This is a genomic window from Xanthomonas sp. A1809, assembly GCF_017746015.1.
Classification (GTDB): domain Bacteria; phylum Pseudomonadota; class Gammaproteobacteria; order Xanthomonadales; family Xanthomonadaceae; genus Xanthomonas; species Xanthomonas euvesicatoria.
In genome coordinates this window covers 145,776-167,281 of record NZ_JAGHWZ010000006.1, presented here as the reverse complement: position 1 = coordinate 167,281, position 21,506 = coordinate 145,776, and the positions used below count along the sequence as shown (strand labels likewise).

The following is a 21,506-nucleotide window of genomic DNA, read 5'->3' as shown; positions in this document are numbered from 1 at the left end:
TGCGGATCGGGGGAGCTTACGGGACCAACGACCAAGTGGACAAGTGTTCTTCGAGCTACGGTATTGGTGAAGTAGCCGGAGTAGCTAATTCAATAGTCTTGGGTGGAGCTGCTGGATGGCGTTCTGCGGGGAAAAAGGCAGGAACGGAATTTTCGCATTGGATACCAAACAGAATGGGTGGTCCACGATCTCTTTGGAACGGAAATTATGTGCCAACGCGAGTGCATGCGCTCTCCGATCCATATCGTTATAGGTTTATGCCAAGGATTTGGAAAGCAGAAAATCCGATGCCGGGAAGAGTGACGCAGCAATGGATTAGACTGCCTGACGTCTACAAAGGGCTCCTTTCAGGTGCGACATATGGTTCCGCAAGTGAAAGTCTGCGCGACTAGTAATTTTTTGGTAGGAGTTTATGCGAGCGTTCTTACATGAAATTTTGAAAATTTTTAAGAGAAATTCAAGTCTTTCGCGGCTTGAACGATTAGTGCTTGATTCGATAGCGGGAAGATTACCTGTTTCTGAAAGGGAATTATGGAGTTTGCAAGTTTCAAAAATAAATAAAGTTCAACGACTGCCGCAGGGAGTGGAGGTAAACTTTTACCGAATTTCAAGGGGTAGGCCAACCTTTGATGATGAAATTGCATTCAAAAATAGAACCCAGGAGCTCATGGTTGCAAGTTTAGTTATTAAAGCTTGTAATCAAGAGTTGGCAGCTAAAGTGTGGTGTGTCAGGGGATTTATTTTCTCGATTGAGTATGAGGGTGCTCCCGCGTTTTTCGATGAGATTTTATATTCTGACGAAGTAATAACTGATGTCAGGATAAGCCTTCATGAAAATCTAAGCGCATCGATAATTTAAGTGCCGGCTGTCTGTGAGTAAAGCATCCCAGATGCGTCAGATTACGCATTTACATGGGGGATGAATAATGTGACTAAGTTAGGCCATGCTGACGATCTGCAATAATCCAAGTGCCAAGGTTCGCGGCGCCATGCAAAACTACACATATCCAACCACCAACCATTGTCTGAACGCGTTTGCTTGCGTGACGGGTACCTACGAGCGCGCAGCAGGTACTAGCAGTTCTGTTGTATCGCGCAGGCGGCTTATGGTGTGAGTCCACAAAGTTCTGCAAGGCGCTATTGTGCTGGCTATTGTCTGTTGCGCTGTCTTGCTGGGTGCAGGAATCAGCGGTGTGTTGGCTGCCTATGGTGTCAGCGACTTTGCAAATGACCGACGCGGTGAGTGGGCACCAATGACCGCTCCGATTTGCGTAGGCGCGGGCCTTCTGCTGTGCGGGTTCGACGCACAGCGCCTGATTGGCTCTCACGGGTATACGCGTTGGAAGCTCGGCCTTGCCACCGTGATTGTGGTCTGCGTGTCGTGTGTCTGGTGCACTTGGCGATTCAGCGATAGGGTTTGATTGTCACTCGGTCAAACGCGCTCGCAGTGCACATCTGGTTGTGAGTTTGGCAAGCGCATTTACGCATCCCGCGTGGCCGCCACCGGCACATCGTCCCCATCCACATCCGCCTTGACGTCGGCTTCGAACAGATTCATCAGGTCGGCACGTGCATCGCGCGAGGTCTGGATCACCTTGGCTTCGTCGTCGTAGACCAGGTGCTGGCGGCGTAGCAGGTCTTCGTCGTGCTGGCGGAAGCGTTTGACGTGATCGTGTGCGAGGGCTTCGCCCAGGCCGAGCGAGGTGAGGACGCGTTCGCTCAGCTCCAGGCTGGAGGCGAAGACCTCGCGGAACGGTTCTGCGCCCAGGTCCATCAGTTTCCAGGCATGTTGGCGGTTGCGCGCACGCGCCAGCACGGTGGCTTGCGGGTACAGGCGACGGATCAGCCGCACCGTCTTGATGTTGGTGTCCGGGTCGTCCACCGCGATCACGAACACCTTGATGCGCTCGGCACCGGCAGCGCGCAGCAGCTCGGGGCGGGTGGGGTCGCCGTAATACAGCTGGCTGCCGAACCGACGCAGGTCTTCCACCGTGTCCGGGTTGTGTTCCAGCGCGACGAACGGCACATGCCGTGCGGTGAGCAGGCGCGCGACCACCTGGCCGAAGCGGCCCATGCCGGCGACCAGCACCTTGGGGGTCTGTGCATCGATGGTGTCGTAAGGGCGATCGGTCTTGGGCGCGCGCACGCGCAGCGGCCCGTTGAGGATGCGCTGCATGCCGAGCAGCAACAGCGGGGTCAGTGCCATCGACACGCCCACGATGGCCACCAGCCGGTCGTGATTGGCCGGCTCCAGCAGGCCCACGCGGTCGGCTTCGTTGAACACCACGAAGGCGAATTCGCCGCCCAGCCACAGCACGCTGCCCAGCATCAGGCTGCTGCGCAGCGGTAGCTTGGCCACGCTGCCGATACCCACCAGCAGCGAGAACTTCACCACCAGCAACATCGCCACGCCTGCTGCGATCAACCACGGCTCGGCCACCACGCGGTGGAGATCGATCCCCATGCCCACCGAGATGAAGAACAGGCCCAGCAGCAAGCCTTCGAACGGTTCGATCTGCGATTCCAGTTCGTGGCGGAATTCTGAATCGGCCAGCAACACGCCGGCGATGAAGGCGCCCAGGCTGGCGCTCAATCCGGCCTCCTGCATGATCCAGGCGGTGCCCAGCACCACCAGCAAGGCGCTGGCGGTGAACACCTCCGGCATGCGCGTGCGCGCCACCACGTTGAACAGGTGACGCAACACAAAGCGCCCGCACACGATCACCAGCGCCAGGGCCGCCATCGCCTTGGCCACGTCCTGCCATTGAAGCGTTGCATTCTTGCTGCCGCCGAGCAGCGGGATGGCCGCCAGCAACGGGATCGCAATCAGATCCTGGAACAGCAAGATGGCAAACGCCAGCCGCCCGTAGTCGCTGCTCAGCGCCTTGCGTTCGGCCAGCAATTGCAGCCCCACCGCGGTGGAGGAGAGCGCCAGCGCCACGCCGACGATCAACGCGCTCTTCCAGCCCAACTGGGCTGCCATCAACAAACCGCCCAGGATCACCGCCGTCACCAGCACCTGGGTGGCGCCAGCGCCGAACACCGAATGGCGCATCACCTTCAGGCGCGCCGGCGACAGTTCCAGCCCGATCACGAACAGCAGCATCACCACGCCGATCTCGGCCGCGCCGCTGATGCGTTCGGCATCCTGCACCACGCCCACGCCATCGGGCCCGAGCACCACGCCGGCGACCAGGTAGGCCAACACCGCACCCAGGCCGAAGCGCTTGAACACCGGCACTGCCACGATGGCGGCCAGCATCAGCACCAAGGCCAGTTCCAGACCACCGCTATGCATGCGTACTCTCCATTGAGGCACGCATTATGACGCGCAGTTCCGTTGGCCTGCGCGCACGCGTGTGCCATCTGCACGGCGACGACGCGCGGCTGCGCGATGCGGCCCGGCACCTATCTGCGGATGCGCGCGCGGATCAGTCCGGCACCGCCTGCGCCTGCACGGTCAGTGCGCATGCAGCGCATGGCACCGCACACGGTCGACACTCCGTGCGAGCAATCAGCGGCTTTTAAGCAGAAAACGCCGATCCAGCGGCTGCAGCGGGCGCGCATTGAACGGGTACACGCGTTCGAACGCGTTGATCTGTGCCTCCGACACCTGCACCGGCTGGCTGAGCACCACCCAGTCCACCGTTTCGCTGCACGGCGGCGTGGTCAGCGAGCCTTCGTAGCGATAGAAGCTGCGTTGATTGCTCGGCGGAAGAAACGCCTCGGCACTCACCGTTGCGTTGGCGACCTGCCGGGTCTGGTCCTTGTCCTTGGGCATGGCGTCGAGCACCCGCTGGAACGCCGGGTTGGCCTTGCCGGTTTCGAAGAAGATCGCCAGCACGCCCAGCGTGCCGTCCGGGCCCTGGTGCACCAGATGCGCCTCCATCGGGAAACGCCGGCCGTTCAACAGGTGCTCGCTGGGGTGATGGAAGTGCAGTTGCAACGCTTGATACTGCTTGCCGCCGGTCGCCATGGTGCCGCCGTCGTGCAGATCCAGCTGGATGGAATGGCCGGTGTTGCGCACGACCAGCGGCACGGCGCTGTAGCTCAACAGCAGCGTGCCCAGGTTGGCGTCGATGGCGCCTTTCAGATCGATGGGGCTGTTCTGCTGGCCATTGCCGCACAGCGCATTTTCCTTGGCCAGCTCGGCCCAATGCTCGGCACCTTCCGGGCCGGTATAGCCCCATTCGTGCCCGCTGTGCGGCGCGGTCTCGTGCGCCTGCACCGGCGTGCTCTCGGGCAGTGCGGTTTGCGCCATGCCCACCGCGCCCCATCCGGCGGCGATGCACAGGCACAGCGGGCTGATGCGACGTAACAGAAGCGACCTTGAAACGGGCATGCACAAACTCCGGAAGGAAAACGCACTGCGTGGATGCGATGGCCGATGCCATCGCGTAAGAGCAACGCATCGGGCGCTGCGGGAAGCGGACTGTAGCAATGAACTGTGACGTTCAGCACGGCGCGGCGACAGGCGGTTGCGCGGCGCCATCTCGGCGGCGCATCGGCACCTGGCAATTCGCCTGCCCGGCACGCATTGGCGTATCGCCCTGCGAGCGTCCCCAGCCTTTCCGCACCGCTGCGCACCCCCCGTGCGCCGGCACGCCACAGGGCGCTTCCCGGAGGGTTGGCCGCCAGCGGCACGGAGCGGGTACTACGTGGCCGGCTTGACTGGCGCCAAGGCAAGCCGCGCGGCGCCCGCTCCGTGCCGCTGGCCGCCAACGCATCTCGTCTCAACGTGCATAACGCGCTTTAAGCGGCCTGCGCGCAGGGCATTGACCAAGCCGACTCAGGCGCGCAGACTGCGCCGCGCCATCGCCCGGATCACCGGTCGGTACGCACCTTTGGAGCCCTTACCCATGTCCAGCGACAGTCACCCTAGACCCGGGTCGATGACCCAGCTGGCGCGCGCCTGAGGCCCAGGTTCGCCGGCTGTCATCGACGACGGTCGTCACCAGGCGAACCACCATGTACGACCAAACCCTGCGCCTTGCCGAAGGCGTCGATGCACTGACCGCACCCCTGGCCGAACTCAACACGGCCGATGCGGTGGAATATCTCAACACCCTCGACCGCGACGACGCGGCGCAGGTGCTGGCCGCATTGCCTTTGCTGCGCGCGGTGAAATTGCTCGAACAGCCGGAGTTGCGCGATGCCAGCATGCTGGTGGCGTCGCTGCCGGCCGAGCAGGCCGCCACGCTGCTTGGCCAGATGGCCGACGACCGCGCCACCGATATCTTCCATGGCCTGGATGCCGAGCAGCGCCAGCCGCTGCTGTGGCTGCTCAGTGCCGAGGCGCGGCTGTCGATCCAGGCGCTGATGCGCTACCCGCCCAACACCGCCGGCGCGCTGATGACCACCGAGTTCGTGGCCGTGCCGTCGGACTGGACGGTGGGCCGCACCCTGCAGCACATCCGCGAAGTGGAGCGCAGCCGCGAGACCGTCTACGCGATTTATCTGCTCGACCCGCACACCCGCGTGCTGCAGCAGGTGGTGACCATGCGCCGCCTGATCACCGGCGCGTCGGAGGCGCCGATCCTGGACGTGGCGCAGGTCAATCCCCCGGTCACCGTGGACCCCGCACTGGACCAGGAAGAAGTGGCACGGCTGATCCGTCGCCACGACCTGCTGGCGATCCCGGTGGTGGATGCGCGCGGCCACGTGCTCGGCATCGTCACCGTGGACGATGTGCTCGATGCGCTCATCGCCGAATCCACCGAAGACGTGCACAAGTTCGGCGGCATGGAAGCGCTGGACAAGCCGTACATGCAGATTGGCTTCGGCCAGATGATCAAGAAGCGCGCCGGCTGGCTGAGCGTGCTGTTTCTGGGCGAAATGCTCACCGCCAGCGCGATGCAGCACTTCGAGGACGAGCTGTCCAAGGCGGTGGTGCTGACCTTGTTCATCCCGCTGATCATGAGCTCGGGCGGCAATTCCGGCTCGCAGGCCACCTCGCTGCTGATCCGCTCGCTGGCGCTGCGCGAAATCCGCCTGCGCGACTGGTGGAAAGTGGCGCTGCGCGAACTGCCCACCGGCCTGACCCTGGGCGCGATCCTGGGCGTGCTGGCGATCGTGCGCATCACCATCTGGCAGACCGCCGGCCTGTACGACTACGGCCCGCACTGGCAGATGGTGGCGCTGACCATCGGCGCGGCACTGATCGGCATCGTCACCTTCGGTTCGCTGTCCGGCTCGATGCTGCCGTTCGTGCTGCAACGCTTCGGCTTCGACCCGGCCAGCGCCTCGGCGCCCTTCGTCGCCACGCTGGTGGATGTCACAGGCCTGGTGATCTATTTCAGCATCGCCGCGCTGATCTTGAGCGGCACGCTGTTGTAGAGGCCTCGCGCTCGGGTAATCACGGATGCATGCACGTGCGCATGCATCCGTCACCCCATGCCCTGAAACGCCAGTGCGTGTACCGTAGCGCGATGGCATTCGCGTCCCCCGTCCGATGAGTACGTACCACCTGCAGCAGGTCTTTCGTCCCAGCACCGTCGCGGTGGTGGGCGGCAGCCCGCGCGAGCGCTCGGCCGGGCGAGCGGTGGTGCGCAACCTGCGCGCGGCCGGGTTTCCCGGCCGGATCGGTTGGGTGAGCCCGCGCTACAACGAGATCGACGGCGTGCGCACGGTGGCGCGGCTGACCGATCTGCCATGGGTGCCCGACCTGGTGGTGATCACCGCGCCGGCGCGCATCGTGCCGCGCATCGTCTCCATCGCCGCGCGGCGTGGGGTGGCGGCCGCCATCATCCTCACCGCCGGCCTGGGCAGCGGTCCCGGCTCGCCGGCCGCACGCATGGAAGCAGCCGCGCGCGCCAAAGGCATGCGCATCCTCGGCCCGCACTGCCTGGGCGTGATCGCCCCGCATGCGCGGCTCAATGCCAGCATCGCCGCGCATTGCCCGCAGGCCGGCGACCTGGCGTTGATTTCCGAATCCAGCGCCATTGCCGCCGCGCTGGTGGAGTGGGGCGTGGCGCGCTCGGTCGGGTTTTCGGCGGTGGTGTCGTTGGGCGATACGCTGGATGTGGATTTCGGCGATCTGCTCGACTACTTCGCCACCGACTACCGTACTCGCGCGATCCTGCTGTACGTCGAACGCATCGGCGATGCGCGCAAGTTCATGTCGGCCGCACGTGCCGCCGCGCGCGCCAAGCCCGTCGTGGTGGTCAAATCCGGCCGCCAGTACCGCATCAATCCCAATGCCGACACCCACGCGCAGGCGCTGGCCGGTTCGGATGCGGTGTACGGCGCGGCGTTCGCACGCGCCGGGTTGTTGCGGGTGGGCGCGCTGGACGAGCTGTTCGCCGCCGCCGAAACGCTGGGCCGGCTCGGCAGTTTCCCGGGCCGGCGCCTGGCCATTTTGAGCAACGGCGGCGGGGTGGGGCAGCTGGCGGTGGACCAGCTGGTGCTGCGCGGCGGCACCCTGGCCGAGTTGTCGCCCAAGACGCTGGAAAAACTCGATCAATCGCTGCCGGAAGGCTGGTCGCGCAGCAACCCGGTCGACATCATTGTCGACGCCGACGGCGCGCGCTATGCCGCAGCGATCGAAGCGCTGCTGGACGATCCGGAAAACGACGCGCTGCTGGTGGTCAATGTGCCCACCGCGTTCACCTCCTCGGCCGATGCGGCCAAGGCGTTGACCCGCGCGCTGGACCAGCGCAACCGCTACCAGCGCGACAAACCGGTGTTTGCGGTGTGGCTGGGCCAGGACGATGCGGCGATCGCCGCGCTCAACGCCGCACGCGTGCCCACCTATGCCACCGAATCGGATGCGGTGCGTGGCTTCACCCACCTGGTGCGCTACCGCGAGGCGCAGGCGGCGCTGATGGAAACCCCGCCCAGCCTGCCGGAAGACTTCGTCGTGGATGCCGGCATCGCGCGCACGCTGGTGGAAGAGGCGCTGGCGGCCGGCCGGCGCTGGCTGGATCCGGTCGCCACCAACCGCCTGCTGGCCGCCTACGGCATCCCGGTCGTACCGCTGCAGGTGGCCGCCACCGCCAACGAGGCGGCATTGCTGGCCGACCCGTTGCTGGCCGTCGGCCGCACCGTGACATTGAAAGTGTTGTCCAGCGAGATCGCGCATAAGTCCGACGTGGATGGCGTGCGCCTGAACCTGTCCAGCGTGGCGGCGGTGCGCGAAGCGGCCACCGGCATCCTGGCGCGTGCGCGCGCCGCGCATCCCCATGCAGTGATCGAAGGGGTGATCGTGCAGCCCACGGTGCTGCGGCCCAAGGCGCGCGAACTGATCGCCGGCATCGCCGACGACCCGGTGTTCGGCCCGGCGATCGTGTTCGGGCGCGGCGGCACCGCAGTGGAAGTCATCAACGACCGCGAGCTGGCCCTGCCGCCGCTGGATCTGCGCCTGGCCCACGAACTGATCGGCCGCACCCGCGTCTCGCGCATCCTCAAGGCCTACCGCGACGTGCCGGCCGCCGACGAGCGTGCGGTGGCGCTGGTGCTGGTCAAGCTGGCGCAGCTGGCCGCCGACATCCCCGAAATCACCGAGCTGGACATCAACCCGCTGCTGGCCGACCGCGATGGGGTGATTGCGCTGGACGCCCGCGTGGCGGTGGCGCCGGCGCGCAAGCTGCACAAGGGCCGCGGCCATCCGCGCTTTGCGATCTTCCCGTACCCCAAGGAATGGGAGCGCCAGATCGGCCTGGGCGATGGCACCCATGCGCTGGTGCGCCCGGTGCGCCCGGAAGACGACGCGCTGTTCCGCGCCTTCTTCGCCCGCGTCACCGACGAAGACCTGCGCCTGCGCTTCTTCCAGTCGGTCAAGCATTTCAGCCATGAATTCATTGCCCGGCTGACCCAGCTCGATTACGCCCGCTCCATCGCGCTGGTGGCCATCGACCCCAAGACCGGCGACATGCTCGGCGCGGTGCGCCTGCACGCCGATGCCGATTACCAGCGCGGCGAGTACGGCATCCTGATCCGCTCGGACCTCAAGGGCCACGGCATCGGCTGGCAGCTGATGCGCATCATGATCGAGTACGCGCGCTGGCTGGGCCTCAAACAGATCGAAGGCCAGGTGCTGCGCGAGAACCGCACCATGCTGGCGATGTGCCAGAGCCTGGGCTTTGGCGTGCGCCCGGATCCGGACGATGCGACCCTGATGGCGGTGACACTCCCTATAATGGGCGAGCCGCGCCCGGCCTGACGTTGCGTCACGCCGCGGTCCCCCATCCTCCACTGCACGCCGGGCTGCCAGGCCTCGATCTGGCCCATTGCTCCGGCTGTCGTCTCGGCCCGCCTGGGAGTGTCAATGTTTCGCGATTTCAGAATGTCGTTCGTGGTCACCGCCATCTGCCTGGGCCTGGCTGCGTGGTGGGGCCATACCTCATCGATGGGGATCTGGCAGGCGCTGTGGCTGTGCCTGGTGCTGAGCGTGCTGGAAGTGTCGTTGTCGTTCGACAACGCGGTGGTCAACGCCGGCGTGCTCAAGCACATGAACGCGTTCTGGCAGAAATTGTTTCTGACCGTGGGCATCCTGATCGCCGTGTTCGGCATGCGCCTGGTGTTCCCGATCGTGATCGTGTCGGTGGCCACCGGCATGGGCCTGGTGCCGGTGATGCAGATGGCGCTGAAGGAGCCGGACCGCTACAGCCAGGTGCTGACCGATAACTACCCTTCCATCGCCGCCTTCGGTGGCATGTTCCTGCTGCTGGTGTTCCTGAATTTCCTGTTCGACCAGGAACGCAAGCTGCACTGGCTGGGCCCGGTGGAGCGGCTGGTCGGCAAGCTGGGCAAGGCCGATGCGATGTCGGTGATCGTGGCGGTGTCGGTGCTGCTGGGCACCAAGCTGTTCCTGCCGGAGGCCATCTTCCAGAGCGTGCTGTTCGCAGGCCTGGGCGGCATCCTGCTGTATCTGCTGGTCGGCAGCGTGGATGCGTTGTTCGAGGCCGAAGAGAGCGAAGACGGCAGCATGGGCCCGGCCAAGCGTTCGGGCATCGCCGCGTTCCTGTATCTGGAAGTGCTGGATGCCTCGTTCTCGTTCGACGGTGTGATCGGCGCCTTCGCGATCACCCGCGACGTGGTGATCATCATGCTGGGCCTGGCGATCGGCGCGATGTTCGTGCGCTCGATGACCGTCTACCTGGTGCACAAGGGCACCCTGGACGAATTCGTGTTCCTGGAGCACGGCGCCCATTACGCCATCGGCGTGCTGGCGATCATCATGCTGGTGGGCACCGTCTACCACGTGCCGGAAGTGCTGACCGGCCTGATCGGCGTGGCCTTCATCGCCGCCTCGGTGTGGTCGTCGATCCGCTACCGCAAGCGCCACCATCTCGGGCCGACCGAGATCTGAGCGATCACCGGCGAGCTTGCGCGGTCGCTGAACGGCTGGCCGGCGCGTGGGCGCCCGGCGGGTAAAAAAACGCGACCGATAGCACGCCTGGTGTCGACGGCGAGTGAGTGCGGCGAACGAATCAGGACCCTCCCGACTTGACCTGCGCAGTCGGATTCGTCCTCCCGCCGCGCGAGGCGACCGCTCGTCAGCGCAGCCCGTTGTGCCGCAAGGCTCGGCGCAATTTGGGCACATTTGGTGTTGACCCCCTGGGGGTACCCCACTATCTTGGGGTTCGGTGGTGACCGCCCCCAAGTGGCACCGATCAGACGAAGGCGATGCGCAAGTGCGACATTGCCTGCGGCTCCCATCTCAGCGACCTGTACGCGCCCCGGCATTGCCGCGGTCGCTTCCGGCCCGATGACGGCAGCGCGTTGCCACCGAACACCATCATGCGACAGCACACCGCGTGATGGCGGCCGTGGGAGTTGAGGGAAATTGGTGGGTGATGCCGCCGCAGGCCATGGCCTGCGCGCTGTGCGTCCTGTGTCGCCAGTGCACCCTGGACGCCGCTCGGTCGTTGCCTGCTCCGGCAGGTTCGTGTGCCTACGCATGGAGGACGCATGACCACCAACGACACCCTTTCCGCGATCGCCGCCGGTACCGCAACACCCACCAGCGTTCCCGCCAGCGTTGCCGCGCCCGCCTGCGGCGCGCCGGAATTGACCGACCCGTCGGACATCGTGCCGCCTCCCCGCCAAGCCATTGCAATGCACGCACAGACCATCGAAGAACAAAACGTCTCCACCTGGATCACGAAAGAAGCGGGCAATCGCAAGATTCCGTTCGAGCCGGAGCGCCTGAATCGCGCCATCGACCAGATCCATGCCGAGTTCCCGCAGCTGGACGTGGCCGATTACAAGCGCTCGGTGTTCGGGTTTGTCGAGCGCAAGGACAGCGTCAACGCCGACGACCTGGTCGACCACCTGATCCGCGAGGCCGAAGCCCGCGTCGACCTGACCACCCCGGAGTGGGAGCATTTCGCTGCGCGTCTGTATCTGCGCCGCCTGTACAAGCGCGCCAGCCGCAACCGTTTCTACGACGCCAGCCAGAAGTACGGCTCGTTCGTCGGCCTGCAGGAGAGCCTGGCCGACCGCAATGTCTATTCCAACGACATCCTGCGCCGCTATTCCAAGGACGAGCTGATCGAAGCCGGCAAGATGATCGAGCCCGAGCGCGACAAGCTGTTCGCCTACAACGGCCTGTACCTGCTGGCCACGCGTTACCTGGCCACCGATAGCTCGCGTGGTGTGTTCGAACTGCCGCAGGAGCGCTGGCTGACGATCGCGCTGTACCTGATGCAGGACGAGATCGGCACCGGCAAGGGCAGCCGCGAGCGCCGCATGCAGCTGGTGGGCGAGGCCTACTGGGCGCTGTCCAACCTGTACATGACGGTGGCCACCCCGACCCTGGCCAATGCCGGCAAGGTCGGCGGCCAGCTGTCGAGCTGCTTCATCGACACCGTCGACGACAGCCTGCAGGGCATCTACGACTCCAATACCGACGTGGCGCGCGTGTCCAAGCACGGCGGCGGCGTCGGCGCCTACCTGGGCTATGTGCGTTCGTCGGGTTCGGCGATCCGCGGCGTGTCCAACTCGTCCGGCGGCGTGGTGCCGTGGATCAAGCAGCTCAACAACACCGCCGTGTCGGTGGACCAGCTGGGCCAGCGCAAGGGCGCCATCGCGGTCTACCTGGACATCTTCCACCGCGACATCGAAGCGTTCCTGGACCTGCGCCTGAACAACGGCGACCAGCGCCTGCGCGCGCATGACGTGTTCACCTCGGTGTGCATCCCCGACCTGTTCATGGAAGCGGTCGAGCGCCGCGGCGACTGGTACCTGTTCGACCCGCACGAAGTGAAGCGGATCAAGGGTTGGTACCTGCAGGACTTCTATGACGAGAAGAAGGGCGACGCCAACGGCAGCTTCCGTCGCAAGTACGAAGAAGTCGTCGCCGACGAGCGCATCACGCGCAAGACCGTCAAGGCGATCGAGATCTTCAAGCGCATCATGGTCAGCCAGCTGGAAACCGGCAACCCGTTCATGTTCTATCGCGATGAAGTCAATCGCAAGAACCCGAACAAGCACGAGGGCATGGTCTATTCGTCCAACCTGTGCACCGAGATCCTGCAGAACATGAGCCCCACGCGCATGATGCAGGAGATCATCAGCGGCAATCAGATCGTCACCACCAAGAAGGCGGGCGATTTCGTCGTGTGCAACCTGTCCTCGATCAACCTGGGCCGCGCGATCACCGTGCAGGCCGACCAGGCCGATCTGCTGGGCGCCGACGTGCTGGAGCGCCTGATCCCGATCCAGGTGCGCATGCTCGACAACGTGATCGATCTGAACCAGTTGCCGGTGCCGCAGGCCACCATCACCAACCAGAAGTACCGCGCGATCGGTCTTGGCACCTTCGGTTGGCATCATCTGCTGGCGCAGAAGTCCATCCACTGGAATGCCAAGGAAGCCGAGGACTACAGCGACGAGCTGTACGAGCGCATCAACTACCTGACCATCCAGGCGAGCATGGAGCTGGCCAAGGAAAAGGGCACCTACAGCGTGTTCCGCGGCAGCGACTGGCACAACGGCGAGTACTTCCGTGCACGCGACTACAACAGTCCGCAGTGGCTGGAGCTGTCGGCGCAGGTGGCGGTCAATGGCGTGCGCAATGCGTGGATGCTGGCGGTGGCGCCGAACATGAGCACCGCGCAGATCGCCGGTTCCACCGCCTCGATCGACCCGATCTACAGCGCGTTCTACTACGAAGAAAAGAAGGACTTCCGTCGTCCGGTTGCCGCGCCCGGCCTGTCGCTGGAGACCTGGCCGTACTACGAAAAGGGTGCCTACAAGGTCGACCAGTTCGCCAGCGTGCGCCAGAACGCGCGCCGCCAGCGGCATGTGGACCAATCGATCAGCTTCAACTTCTACGTGCCCAGCACCATCCGTGCGAGCACGCTGCTGGACCTGCACATGACCGCCTGGCGCGAAGGGTTGAAGACCACGTACTACGTGCGCTCCAACGACATCGACATCAGTGAGTGCGAGTGGTGTTCGAGCTAAAGCGCAATCGCGCTTTAGCTCCCCACGGTTCGCCTTGCGAACCGTGGGCCCCGGCTCATTAGCTCCCACACCCCGCGCCTTTGGCGCGCCCCCTGACCCAGGGGGCTTTCCTCCAGATTGATTTGTTGCGCCGCCGTTTCTGTTTGTACGCGCGGCGCCTGAAACACGAGTAGAAACCCATGTCCGCAACACCGCTCGACCGCATCAAGATCCTTGAGCCGCGCAACCCGAACCGTTCGACCGGCATCATCAACGGTCAGACCTCCGGCATCCTCAACTGGAACGACATTCCGTACCCGTCCTTCTATCGGGCCTACAAGGAACTGTCGACCAACTTCTGGATCCCCGACGAGGTGGACATGAAGGGCGATGCGCGCCAGTACAACGAGCTGTCGGCGCGCGAAAAGAATGCCTACGATTCGATCATCGGCCTGCTGGCCACGCTGGATTCGCCGCAGACGCGTTTCATCTACAACGTCGCCGAATACATCACCGACCCGGCCGCGCATGCCAATGCCGCGATCATCGGCCAGCAGGAAGTGATCCATAACGAGAGCTACAGCTACGTGCTGGCCTCGATCACCGGCCTGGCCGACCAGAACCGCGTGTTCGAAATCGCGCGCACGCACCCGACCATCATCAAGCGCAACGCGCCGATCATGGGCGCCTACGAAGACTTCATGCGCGAGAAGACGGCCGAAACGCTGATCCGTTCGCTGATCCAGTCCTCGATCCTGGAAGGCATCAACTTCTATTCCGGCTTTGCGTATTTCTACAATCTGGTCCGCCAGAACCGCATGACCGGCACCGGCAAGATCATCAGCTTCATCAACCGCGACGAACTGGCGCATTCGAAGTTCATCAGCGAGCTGATCCGCGCCATCATCGGCGAGAACCAGGCGCTGCAGGGCGACGAGCTTACCGACTACGTGCACAAGGCCTTCGAGCACGCGATCGACCTGGAAACCCAGTGGACCGCCGAAGTGCTGGACGGCATCGACGGCATCGACGTGGACGAGATGATCCGCTACGTGAAGTACCGCGCCAACAAGATGGCCGGCATGCTCGGCATCGAGAAGCTGTACGAAGGCGCCAACGACAACGTGATGCCGTGGATCAAGGCCTACGCTGACAACTTCACCGAAACCAAGACCGACTTCTTCGAAATGCGCAATGCCTCGTACAAGAAGACCAATTCGGATAACGGCTTCGACGATTTGTAAAGCGCTGCAAAAAAGAACCCGCCACTGTGGGCGGGTTCTAGATTGATCTTTTACAACTTAGTTGATTCAGATCAAACGAGTGGCTGTGTGCGCGCTAACGCACAGTAGCCACTCGATGCCCGGGATAGACGGATGCTAGAGGCGATCCGCACTACACCAGATTTGGAGCTTCGTCAACAATTGCACTCGCTGACAACGAGCATCCTACAGAGAGTTGGCCGCTAGGCCTAGTGCCGCCGGTCGCATTCCGTAGGATAGCCAGATCCATTTCCACCGGTTCATTGCGCCTCTTTTGATCAAGAGGTCAACATGAAAACTCTCTTCAAGAGTGTGTTCGTGCATTCGTACACCAGGTTCCGAAATGGACGCCTGGAGAATGTGTGTCAACACTTTCGTTCACTGCCTAGCCATTAATTTGCAGGCGTGATCTCTGGGGAAATGGGAAGGGCGCCGGTGTGCCGGCGCCCTAACTGAGTGAAATGTTGGCATGGAACTAAGATGCTACTTATAGATATCAATCAGGGCTCTGCGACGTTCAAGACGCGAGCTGCAATCTCATGAATACGTCACATGAAAATCCTTCTTGCGGTTGCATCGCTTAGCGGCAACACGCGCGATGTTGCGCGGATGATTCGTGCTCGCTGTGTAGAGCATGGCTTGTCATTGGATTGGATTGAAACCGATATGCAGACTCTGGCGAACGCATCGCTGACGCTAGATCAGTATGACTTGTTCATGCTTGGCACTTGGACGGCCAACGGAGGGCGTACGCCTGCCGAAATGAAACGTTTCATCGTCGATTTGGTGGAGATGATCGGGAAGCCACCACGCGTAGCCGTGTTCGGCACCGGCGAAACACAGTGGGGTGAGGAGTACTATTGCGGTGCCGTACACCGCATCGCACAGTTCTTCTCCAGTCCCTTTGCGCGCTTGACCATCGAGCAGATGCCCCACGGTGCAACGGATGCGCAGATCATCTCTACCTGGACCGATCAAGTCCTGGCCCAATGCCAACACAATTGACACGATGCAGACCATTACAGTCACCTCGCCTGAACACTACATTGCCGCGCTGGCCGAGCACCCGCGCGCGCTCGTGGATTTTTATAAGGACGACTGTCCTGGATGTCGGATGCTCGATATGTCTCTGGAGAGGTTCGCGAAGAGCGATGCCGCAGGCGGCTTAGCGTTGTTAAAGGTCAAGCTTGAAGTATTAGGGCATGATTTTTTCCGCGAGCTGGGCCTGCGCCAGACGCCGACCCTGGCGCTCTACCGCGACGGCAGTGAAGTGGCGCGTCTACCCGGCTTCCAGTCGCCGGCGCAGGTGGAAGCGGCGGTCCGCAGCGGCCTGTGATGGCGACGGGCGCCCGGTCGATGCGAGGCGCCCTGCGTGAACACCACGGTCACCATCGTCGCCTGGAGCTTCCTGCTGGCGGGGTTGGGCTTGTTGACCGGTGCGGCGCTGCTGCCGGATCAGGCGCGCTGGATCTTGTTGCTGCTGGGCGTGACGTTCGGCGGTGTGGGTGGTGGCATCCTCGGCTATCGCGTCTGGCATGCGCGCCGTGCTGCGTGGTTGCGCCGGCATGGCACGGTGGTGGAGGCGCGCTTGGTATGCGTTGAACGCAATGCGTCTTTGCAGGTCAACGGCGTGCACCCGTTCCGTATCCTGGCCCATCGCCACGACCGCACGCACGACACCTTGACCGAGTATCGCAGCGACAACCTGTGGACCGATCCCCAGCCGTTCCTGCGCGAGGGGCAGTCGCTGCGGGTGTTCGTCGATCCGCAGCGGCCAGTGCGCTACCACCTGGACCTGAGCTTCCTGCCGAGGCTGCGCAGATGATCGGGCTGGCTTTCCTTCCTTCTGACGGCACTTCTTCATGACCAGTTCCACGCCCGTTGCACCGACCGAAGCCCGCATGGCCGAGATCGTGTTTCCCAATCACACCAACCATCTGGGCACGCTGTTCGGTGGGCAGGCGCTGGCGTGGATGGACAAGGCCGCGTTCCTGGCCGCCTCGCGCTATGCGCGCCGCACTGTGGTGACGGCGCGTTCGGATCAGGTGGATTTCAAGCTGCCGATCCGCCAGGGCCAGATGGTGGAAACCATCGCCCGCGTGGTGTTGGTGGGGCGTAGCTCGATCACGGTGGAAGTGGAACTGATCGCCGAAGACCTGCTCAGCGGCGCACGCGAGCTGTGCACGCGCGGGCAGTTCGTGATGATTGCGCTCGATGCCGATGGCAAGCCGACGGCGGTGCCGCCGCTGCCGGCAGCCGGCTAAGAGCAGCGAATAAGACGACTGCGCTGCCGCCATGTGGACGCGGCCGGCGCTCGGTGCGGTATGTATCACGTGCACTGCGGTTGCTGCGCTTCATCCACACCCGCCTGACGACCGCTCGCGACGTGGTGCTCGCCGCCGTGAGCGCGCTTACTCCTGCACTTCGCGGTCTTCGCGCTTGGTTTCTTCCATCGCCTCCGGTTCCAGCTCTTCGGCGCTGCGATTGAGCTTGACGAACACACCCCAGGCGATCAGCAGCAGTGCCGCGCAGGAGCCAACGGCAGCCGCGTAAGGCAGCTTGGCCGGGTCGGCATGCATCAGTTCGAAGATCGACACCAGCGTTTCGATCGCCAGCGCGATCACAATGACCACGAAAAAGCGCGACAGATACCGCCGCACGCGCGTCGGGCCGCTGACCTTGACGTCGCGCAGGATCTCTTCTTCGAAGATGGTCTGGCCCAATTCGAGCGTGACCAGCGCCACCGTCAGCAGACCGATGGCTTCGAGCACGACGTTGAAACGGTCGCGCACCACCATGTTGCCGCCGGGTGTGAAGCCGTGCCACAGCTCCAGCCCGGCCATCGTCACCAGGCCCGCCGCGCACAGCACGAAGAACGCCAGGATCACGAAATGACCGGCACGAAACAGGTGGCTGAGCGCTTTCATCAGGGGCGAGGCGGACGATGGGAAGCAGAGCATCGTGTGCACTGCGTCGTTGCAGCGCGAAGGCTGCGCCAACCCGGCGCACCCTCATCCGGCGCGTTGCGCCACCTTCTCCCGCGAGCGGGAGAAGTGACGTTCCAGAGCAATGCGGTGGAGTGGATATGCAGGCCTTTGGCCCATTGCCGTGTAGCGACCCGCATCCTTTGTCCCGCGCTCTTCCCCGCCTGCGGGGAAGGTGCCCGAAGCGCGGATGGCGGAGACGGCTCACACGGCTCACACGCGCAGGCGGCCCCAGTTGCCCGCCATGATCAACTATGCCGCAACACTTGATACGCCTGCAGGTGCACATTGGCCGCCATCAGCAGCGGGGCATTGCGCCCGGTTTCGCGCACGCGCGCCAGCATGTCGCCGACGATCTGCGCCGCTTCCACGTCCTGGCCGGCTTCCAGGTCGCGCAGCATCGAGGCCTTGAGTGGCGAATCCACCTGTAGCAGCGTTTGCAACGCTTTGGCGCGTGCCGGCTCGGGAATCGATTGCCCGGCCGCATCGGCAGCCCACAGGCATTCGTTGTACAGGCCGTTGATCAACGCGCGGCCGTCGTCGGTGGCCACGATCGCGCCGACCGGCGCACGCATCAGGCACGTGGCCGCGGCCAGCGCGGTGAGGAAGCTGTACTTGTTCCACTGCTCCTGCGCGATCTGGGTGCTGGCCACGTGGTCGATGCTGGCCTGCGTGCAGGCCGCGGCGAAGGCCTGCACCCGCGCAGACGCCGCACTGCCATCCCGCTCGCCGAAGGTGATTGCCGCCGGCTTGCCAAGGTGCAGAATCTCGCCGTGCTCGCTCTTGGTCGCGCTGATGAAGCACAGCCCGCCCAACACACGCGCTGCACCGAAGCGCTCGTCCAGGGCCGCGTAATGGCGCAGCCCGTTGAGGATGGGCAACACCGTGGTGTGCTCGCCCACCGCCGGCGCAATCGCCTCGATCGCGCTGTCCAGGTCGTAGGCCTTGCAGCTCAAGATCACCAGATCGAACGGCCGCTGCGCTACCAATGCCGGCAAGTCCTGCGCGGTGACATGCGCCACCTGCAGATCGGCATCGCCCAGTGGGCTGCGGATGCGCAAGCCGTCGGCCTGCAGCTGCGCCGCACGCGCTTCGCGCACCAGGAAGGTGGCATCCACGCCGGCCTGCGCCAGACGTCCGCCAAAATACCCGCCGGTGCCGCCGGCGCCCAGGATCAGGATGCGCATGGCCATCAGCTCCGCAGCCCCACACCCCGCCGCAGCAACCACAGCGCCAGCGCGCTGAGTACGGCGACAAAGCCCAGCATCAGTGCGTAGGCGACCCAGATCGGCACGTCCGAGCTACCGAGCAGGCCGTAGCGGAACGCGTTGACCATGTAGAAGATCGGGTTGGCGTGGGTGGCCGCTTCGGCCCAGCCGGGCAGTAGTTTCACCGAGTAGAACACACCGCCCAGGTAGGTCAGCGGGGTCAGGATGAAGGTGGGCACGATCGCCACGTCGTCGAACTTCTTGGCGTAGACCGCATTGACGAAGCCGGCCAGCGAGAAGATGGTCGCGCCCAGCAGCACCGTGGTCAGCGTGACCAATGGATGCGGGATCCGCACCGGGGTGAAGAACATCGCGATGATCAGCACGATCGCCCCGACCATCACCCCGCGCAGCACCGCGCCGGACACGTAGCCCCACAGGATCACCCAGTTGGGCATCGGGCTGACCAGCAGTTCCTCCACGTGGCGGCCGAACTTGGCGCCGAAGAAGCTCGAAGAGATGTTGCCGTAGCTGTTCTGGATCACGCTCATCATCACCAGGCCCGGCACGATGAATTGCATGTAGCTGTAGCCGCCCATCTCGCCCACGCGCGAGCCGATCAGCCCGCCGAAGATCAAAAAGTACAGCGTCATGGTGATGGCCGGCGGCACCAGGGTCTGGCCCCAGATGCGCAGGATGCGCTGCACTTCGCGGCGCACGATGGTGCCCAGCGCAATCCAGTTGCGTTGGCGGGGTGTGGCGGGCGTGGCGGACATCGACGGCTCCGAAGGACTCATGGGTGGCCTGCCGGGCGCACGGGCGCCGTTGCGGCAGGAGCCGGGGCGGCGACGGTCTCGCCAGGCCCGGTCAGACGAACGAACAATTCTTCCAGCCGGTTGCTCTTGGTACGCATCGAGCGCACGCGGATACCGGCGTCGCCCAGCGCGGCGAACACGCGGTTGAGGTCCATCGCGCGCGGCATGTCCAGATCCAGCGTGTGGCCGTCGATGGCGGTGAGCGTGGTGCCTTCGATCACCGGCAACTGCGTGGGCAGCTCACCGTCGATATCGAACAGGAAGCCTTCCACGTCGAGCTTGGCCAGCAGTTCGCGCATCGGCCCCTGGGTGACGATCTGGCCGTGATTGATGATGGCCAGGTTGCGGCACAGGTGCTCGGCCTCTTCCAGGTAATGCGTGGTCAGGATGATCGTGGTGCCGGCGGCGTTGATGTCCTTGAGCACGCGCCACATGTCGCGGCGGATTTCGATATCCACACCGGCGGTGGGTTCATCCAGGATCAGCAGGCGCGGCTGGGTCATCATGGCGCGGGCAATCATCAGCCGGCGCTTCATGCCGCCGGAGAGCGTGCGGCTCATCACCTGGGCCTTCTCCCACAGGTGGGCGCGGCGTAGTTCCACTTCGGCCAGTGCTTGCGCCTGGCTGCGCGGCATGCCGTAAAAGCCGGCGTAATTGACCAGGATGTCGAACGGCTTTTCGAACAGGTTGAAGTTGATTTCCTGCGGCACCAGGCCAATCAGGCGCATCGCATCGCTGCGGTGGGCGACCAGGTCGGTGCCGAACACTTCCACCTGGCCGCCGGACAGGTTCACCAGCGAGCTGATGATGCCGATCAAGGTGGACTTGCCCGCCCCGTTGGGGCCGAGCAGGGCGAAGAAATCGCCTGGCGCCACGTCCAGCGAGACGCCCTTGAGCGCCTGGGTGCCGTTGTCGTAGGTCTTGCGCAGATCGCACACGCGCAGGGCGGGCGCACGGGGAGATGGGGAATTCAAGCCGGGTCCTTCGCGCCAGGGTGACGGCGCAGCGAGTTGCAGCCCGTTATTATAGAAGCCCGTTGGGGCTTGCCCCGATCACAGACTGTCCCAAATACGTTCGTGCCCGTTCAATTCCCCCTCAAGCTTGTCGACCGGCGCATGATTGCGCCCACCGTGGCCCACTGCCAGTTCGTCCGTGACGACGGCCAGCCGCTGGATTTCCAGCCCGGCCAGTTCATCCAGATCCATTTCGACTATGCCGATGGCACGCCGACCAAGCGCAGCTATTCGCTGGCGACCATCCACGATCATGCGCTGGGGCCGGGCGAGGCAGTGGAGATTGCGGTGAGCTTCGTGCCCGGCGGCTCGGCCACGGCCTTGTTCGAAGGCCTGGAGATTGGCGACCAGTTGCAGGCAAGCGGTCCCTACGGGCGCTTTTGCCTGCAGCCGGGCGATCACAACCAGCGTTACGTGCTGATCGCCACCGGCACCGGCGTCACCCCGTACCGCTCGATGCTGCCGCTGCTGGCCGAGGCAATCGCCACCCGCGGTGTGCAGGTGGTGTTGCTGCAGGGCGCACGCACCCCGACCGAGCTGCTGTACGGCGACGACTTCCGCGCGTTTGCCGATGCGCACCCGCAGTTCCGCTACGTGCCGTGCTTCTCGCGCGAAGTGCCCGCCCAGCCGCATGCCGATGTGCGGCACGGTTACGTGCAGCAGCACCTGGCCGAGTTCGCGCCCGATGCCGCGCACGACATCGCCTACCTGTGCGGCAACCCGGACATGGTGGATACCTGCCTGGACGCGCTCAAAGCCGCCGGCCTGCCGAGTGCGCAGATTCGCCGCGAGAAGTACGTCAGCTCCACGCCGCCCAAGGTCTGAGGTGGCATGC

At 64.1% G+C, this 21,506-nt stretch carries 17 protein-coding genes; 11 read left to right on the top strand and 6 right to left on the bottom strand.

From position 1 onward, the window contains the following. Nucleotides 1-436: 436 nt before the first annotated feature. Nucleotides 437-859, top strand: a complete 423-nt coding sequence (locus J7396_RS11175; protein WP_126952869.1) for a hypothetical protein — start codon at nt 437-439, stop codon at nt 857-859. Nucleotides 860-1,480: 621 nt separating this feature from the next. Here J7396_RS11175 and J7396_RS11170 read toward each other — a convergent pair. Both J7396_RS11170 and J7396_RS11165 read right to left on the bottom strand, forming a co-directional pair. Then, nucleotides 1,481-3,298 carry a monovalent cation:proton antiporter-2 (CPA2) family protein gene (locus tag J7396_RS11170; protein ID WP_209261462.1) on the bottom strand — a complete coding sequence of 606 codons (1,818 nt, stop codon included), beginning with the start codon at nt 3,296-3,298 and terminating at the stop codon, nt 1,481-1,483. A gap of 216 nt (nt 3,299-3,514) precedes the next feature. Further along, nucleotides 3,515-4,342 (bottom strand): carbonic anhydrase family protein, encoded by an 828-nt coding sequence (locus J7396_RS11165; RefSeq protein ID WP_014091373.1) that lies wholly within the window; start codon nt 4,340-4,342, stop codon nt 3,515-3,517. 626 nt (nt 4,343-4,968) lie between these two features. Between J7396_RS11165 and mgtE the strand changes: the two genes are divergently transcribed. From mgtE to J7396_RS11120, 9 genes are all read left to right on the top strand, one after another. Then, on the top strand, nt 4,969-6,336 hold the full coding sequence (mgtE, locus tag J7396_RS11160) for a magnesium transporter (RefSeq protein WP_008575115.1): 1,368 nt from the start codon (nt 4,969-4,971) through the stop codon (nt 6,334-6,336). A gap of 115 nt (nt 6,337-6,451) precedes the next feature. Continuing rightward, nucleotides 6,452-9,160: a bifunctional acetate--CoA ligase family protein/GNAT family N-acetyltransferase gene (locus J7396_RS11155; RefSeq protein WP_209261461.1), complete on the top strand. Its 2,709-nt coding sequence runs from the start codon at nt 6,452-6,454 to the stop codon at nt 9,158-9,160. Between the two features lie 105 nt (nt 9,161-9,265). Further along, nucleotides 9,266-10,309 (top strand): DUF475 domain-containing protein, encoded by a 1,044-nt coding sequence (locus tag J7396_RS11150; protein WP_008575120.1) that lies wholly within the window; start codon nt 9,266-9,268, stop codon nt 10,307-10,309. Nucleotides 10,310-10,911: 602 nt separating this feature from the next. Further along, nucleotides 10,912-13,410, top strand: a complete 2,499-nt coding sequence (locus J7396_RS11145) for a ribonucleoside-diphosphate reductase subunit alpha (protein ID WP_008575121.1) — start codon at nt 10,912-10,914, stop codon at nt 13,408-13,410. 179 nt (nt 13,411-13,589) lie between these two features. After that, on the top strand, nt 13,590-14,633 hold the full coding sequence (locus J7396_RS11140) for a ribonucleotide-diphosphate reductase subunit beta (RefSeq protein WP_005914812.1): 1,044 nt from the start codon (nt 13,590-13,592) through the stop codon (nt 14,631-14,633). Between the two features lie 570 nt (nt 14,634-15,203). Further along, nucleotides 15,204-15,656 (top strand): flavodoxin, encoded by a 453-nt coding sequence (locus J7396_RS11135; protein ID WP_008575123.1) that lies wholly within the window; start codon nt 15,204-15,206, stop codon nt 15,654-15,656. Nucleotides 15,657-15,660: 4 nt separating this feature from the next. Then, on the top strand, nt 15,661-15,987 hold the full coding sequence (locus tag J7396_RS11130) for a thioredoxin family protein (protein WP_008575126.1): 327 nt from the start codon (nt 15,661-15,663) through the stop codon (nt 15,985-15,987). Between the two features lie 36 nt (nt 15,988-16,023). Next, nucleotides 16,024-16,476: a hypothetical protein gene (locus tag J7396_RS11125; RefSeq protein ID WP_209261460.1), complete on the top strand. Its 453-nt coding sequence runs from the start codon at nt 16,024-16,026 to the stop codon at nt 16,474-16,476. A 37-nt stretch (nt 16,477-16,513) separates the two neighbouring features. Continuing rightward, nucleotides 16,514-16,915, top strand: a complete 402-nt coding sequence (locus J7396_RS11120) for an acyl-CoA thioesterase (RefSeq protein ID WP_011348953.1) — start codon at nt 16,514-16,516, stop codon at nt 16,913-16,915. A 147-nt stretch (nt 16,916-17,062) separates the two neighbouring features. Here J7396_RS11120 and J7396_RS11115 read toward each other — a convergent pair whose 3' ends face one another. From J7396_RS11115 to J7396_RS11100, 4 genes are all read right to left on the bottom strand, one after another. Then, a complete protein-coding gene (locus J7396_RS11115) occupies nt 17,063-17,578 on the bottom strand; it encodes a hypothetical protein (RefSeq protein WP_014091366.1) in 516 nt (171 codons plus the stop codon). Between the two features lie 305 nt (nt 17,579-17,883). Further along, complete coding sequence (gene panE, locus J7396_RS11110) at nt 17,884-18,828, bottom strand: 2-dehydropantoate 2-reductase (protein ID WP_209261459.1); 945 nt, start codon at nt 18,826-18,828, stop codon at nt 17,884-17,886. Further along, a complete protein-coding gene (locus J7396_RS11105) occupies nt 18,828-19,640 on the bottom strand; it encodes an ABC transporter permease (RefSeq protein ID WP_029820666.1) in 813 nt (270 codons plus the stop codon). Before J7396_RS11105 ends, panE begins: the two co-directional genes overlap by 1 nt. After that, nucleotides 19,637-20,632 carry an ABC transporter ATP-binding protein gene (locus tag J7396_RS11100; RefSeq protein ID WP_011348950.1) on the bottom strand — a complete coding sequence of 332 codons (996 nt, stop codon included), beginning with the start codon at nt 20,630-20,632 and terminating at the stop codon, nt 19,637-19,639. Before J7396_RS11100 ends, J7396_RS11105 begins: the two co-directional genes overlap by 4 nt. 36 nt (nt 20,633-20,668) lie before the next feature. On the opposite strand from J7396_RS11100, the gene J7396_RS11095 reads away from it, so the two are divergent. After that, nucleotides 20,669-21,496, top strand: coding sequence for a ferredoxin--NADP reductase (locus J7396_RS11095; protein WP_031424729.1), 828 nt, complete (start codon nt 20,669-20,671; stop codon nt 21,494-21,496). Nucleotides 21,497-21,506: the final 10 nt, after the last annotated feature.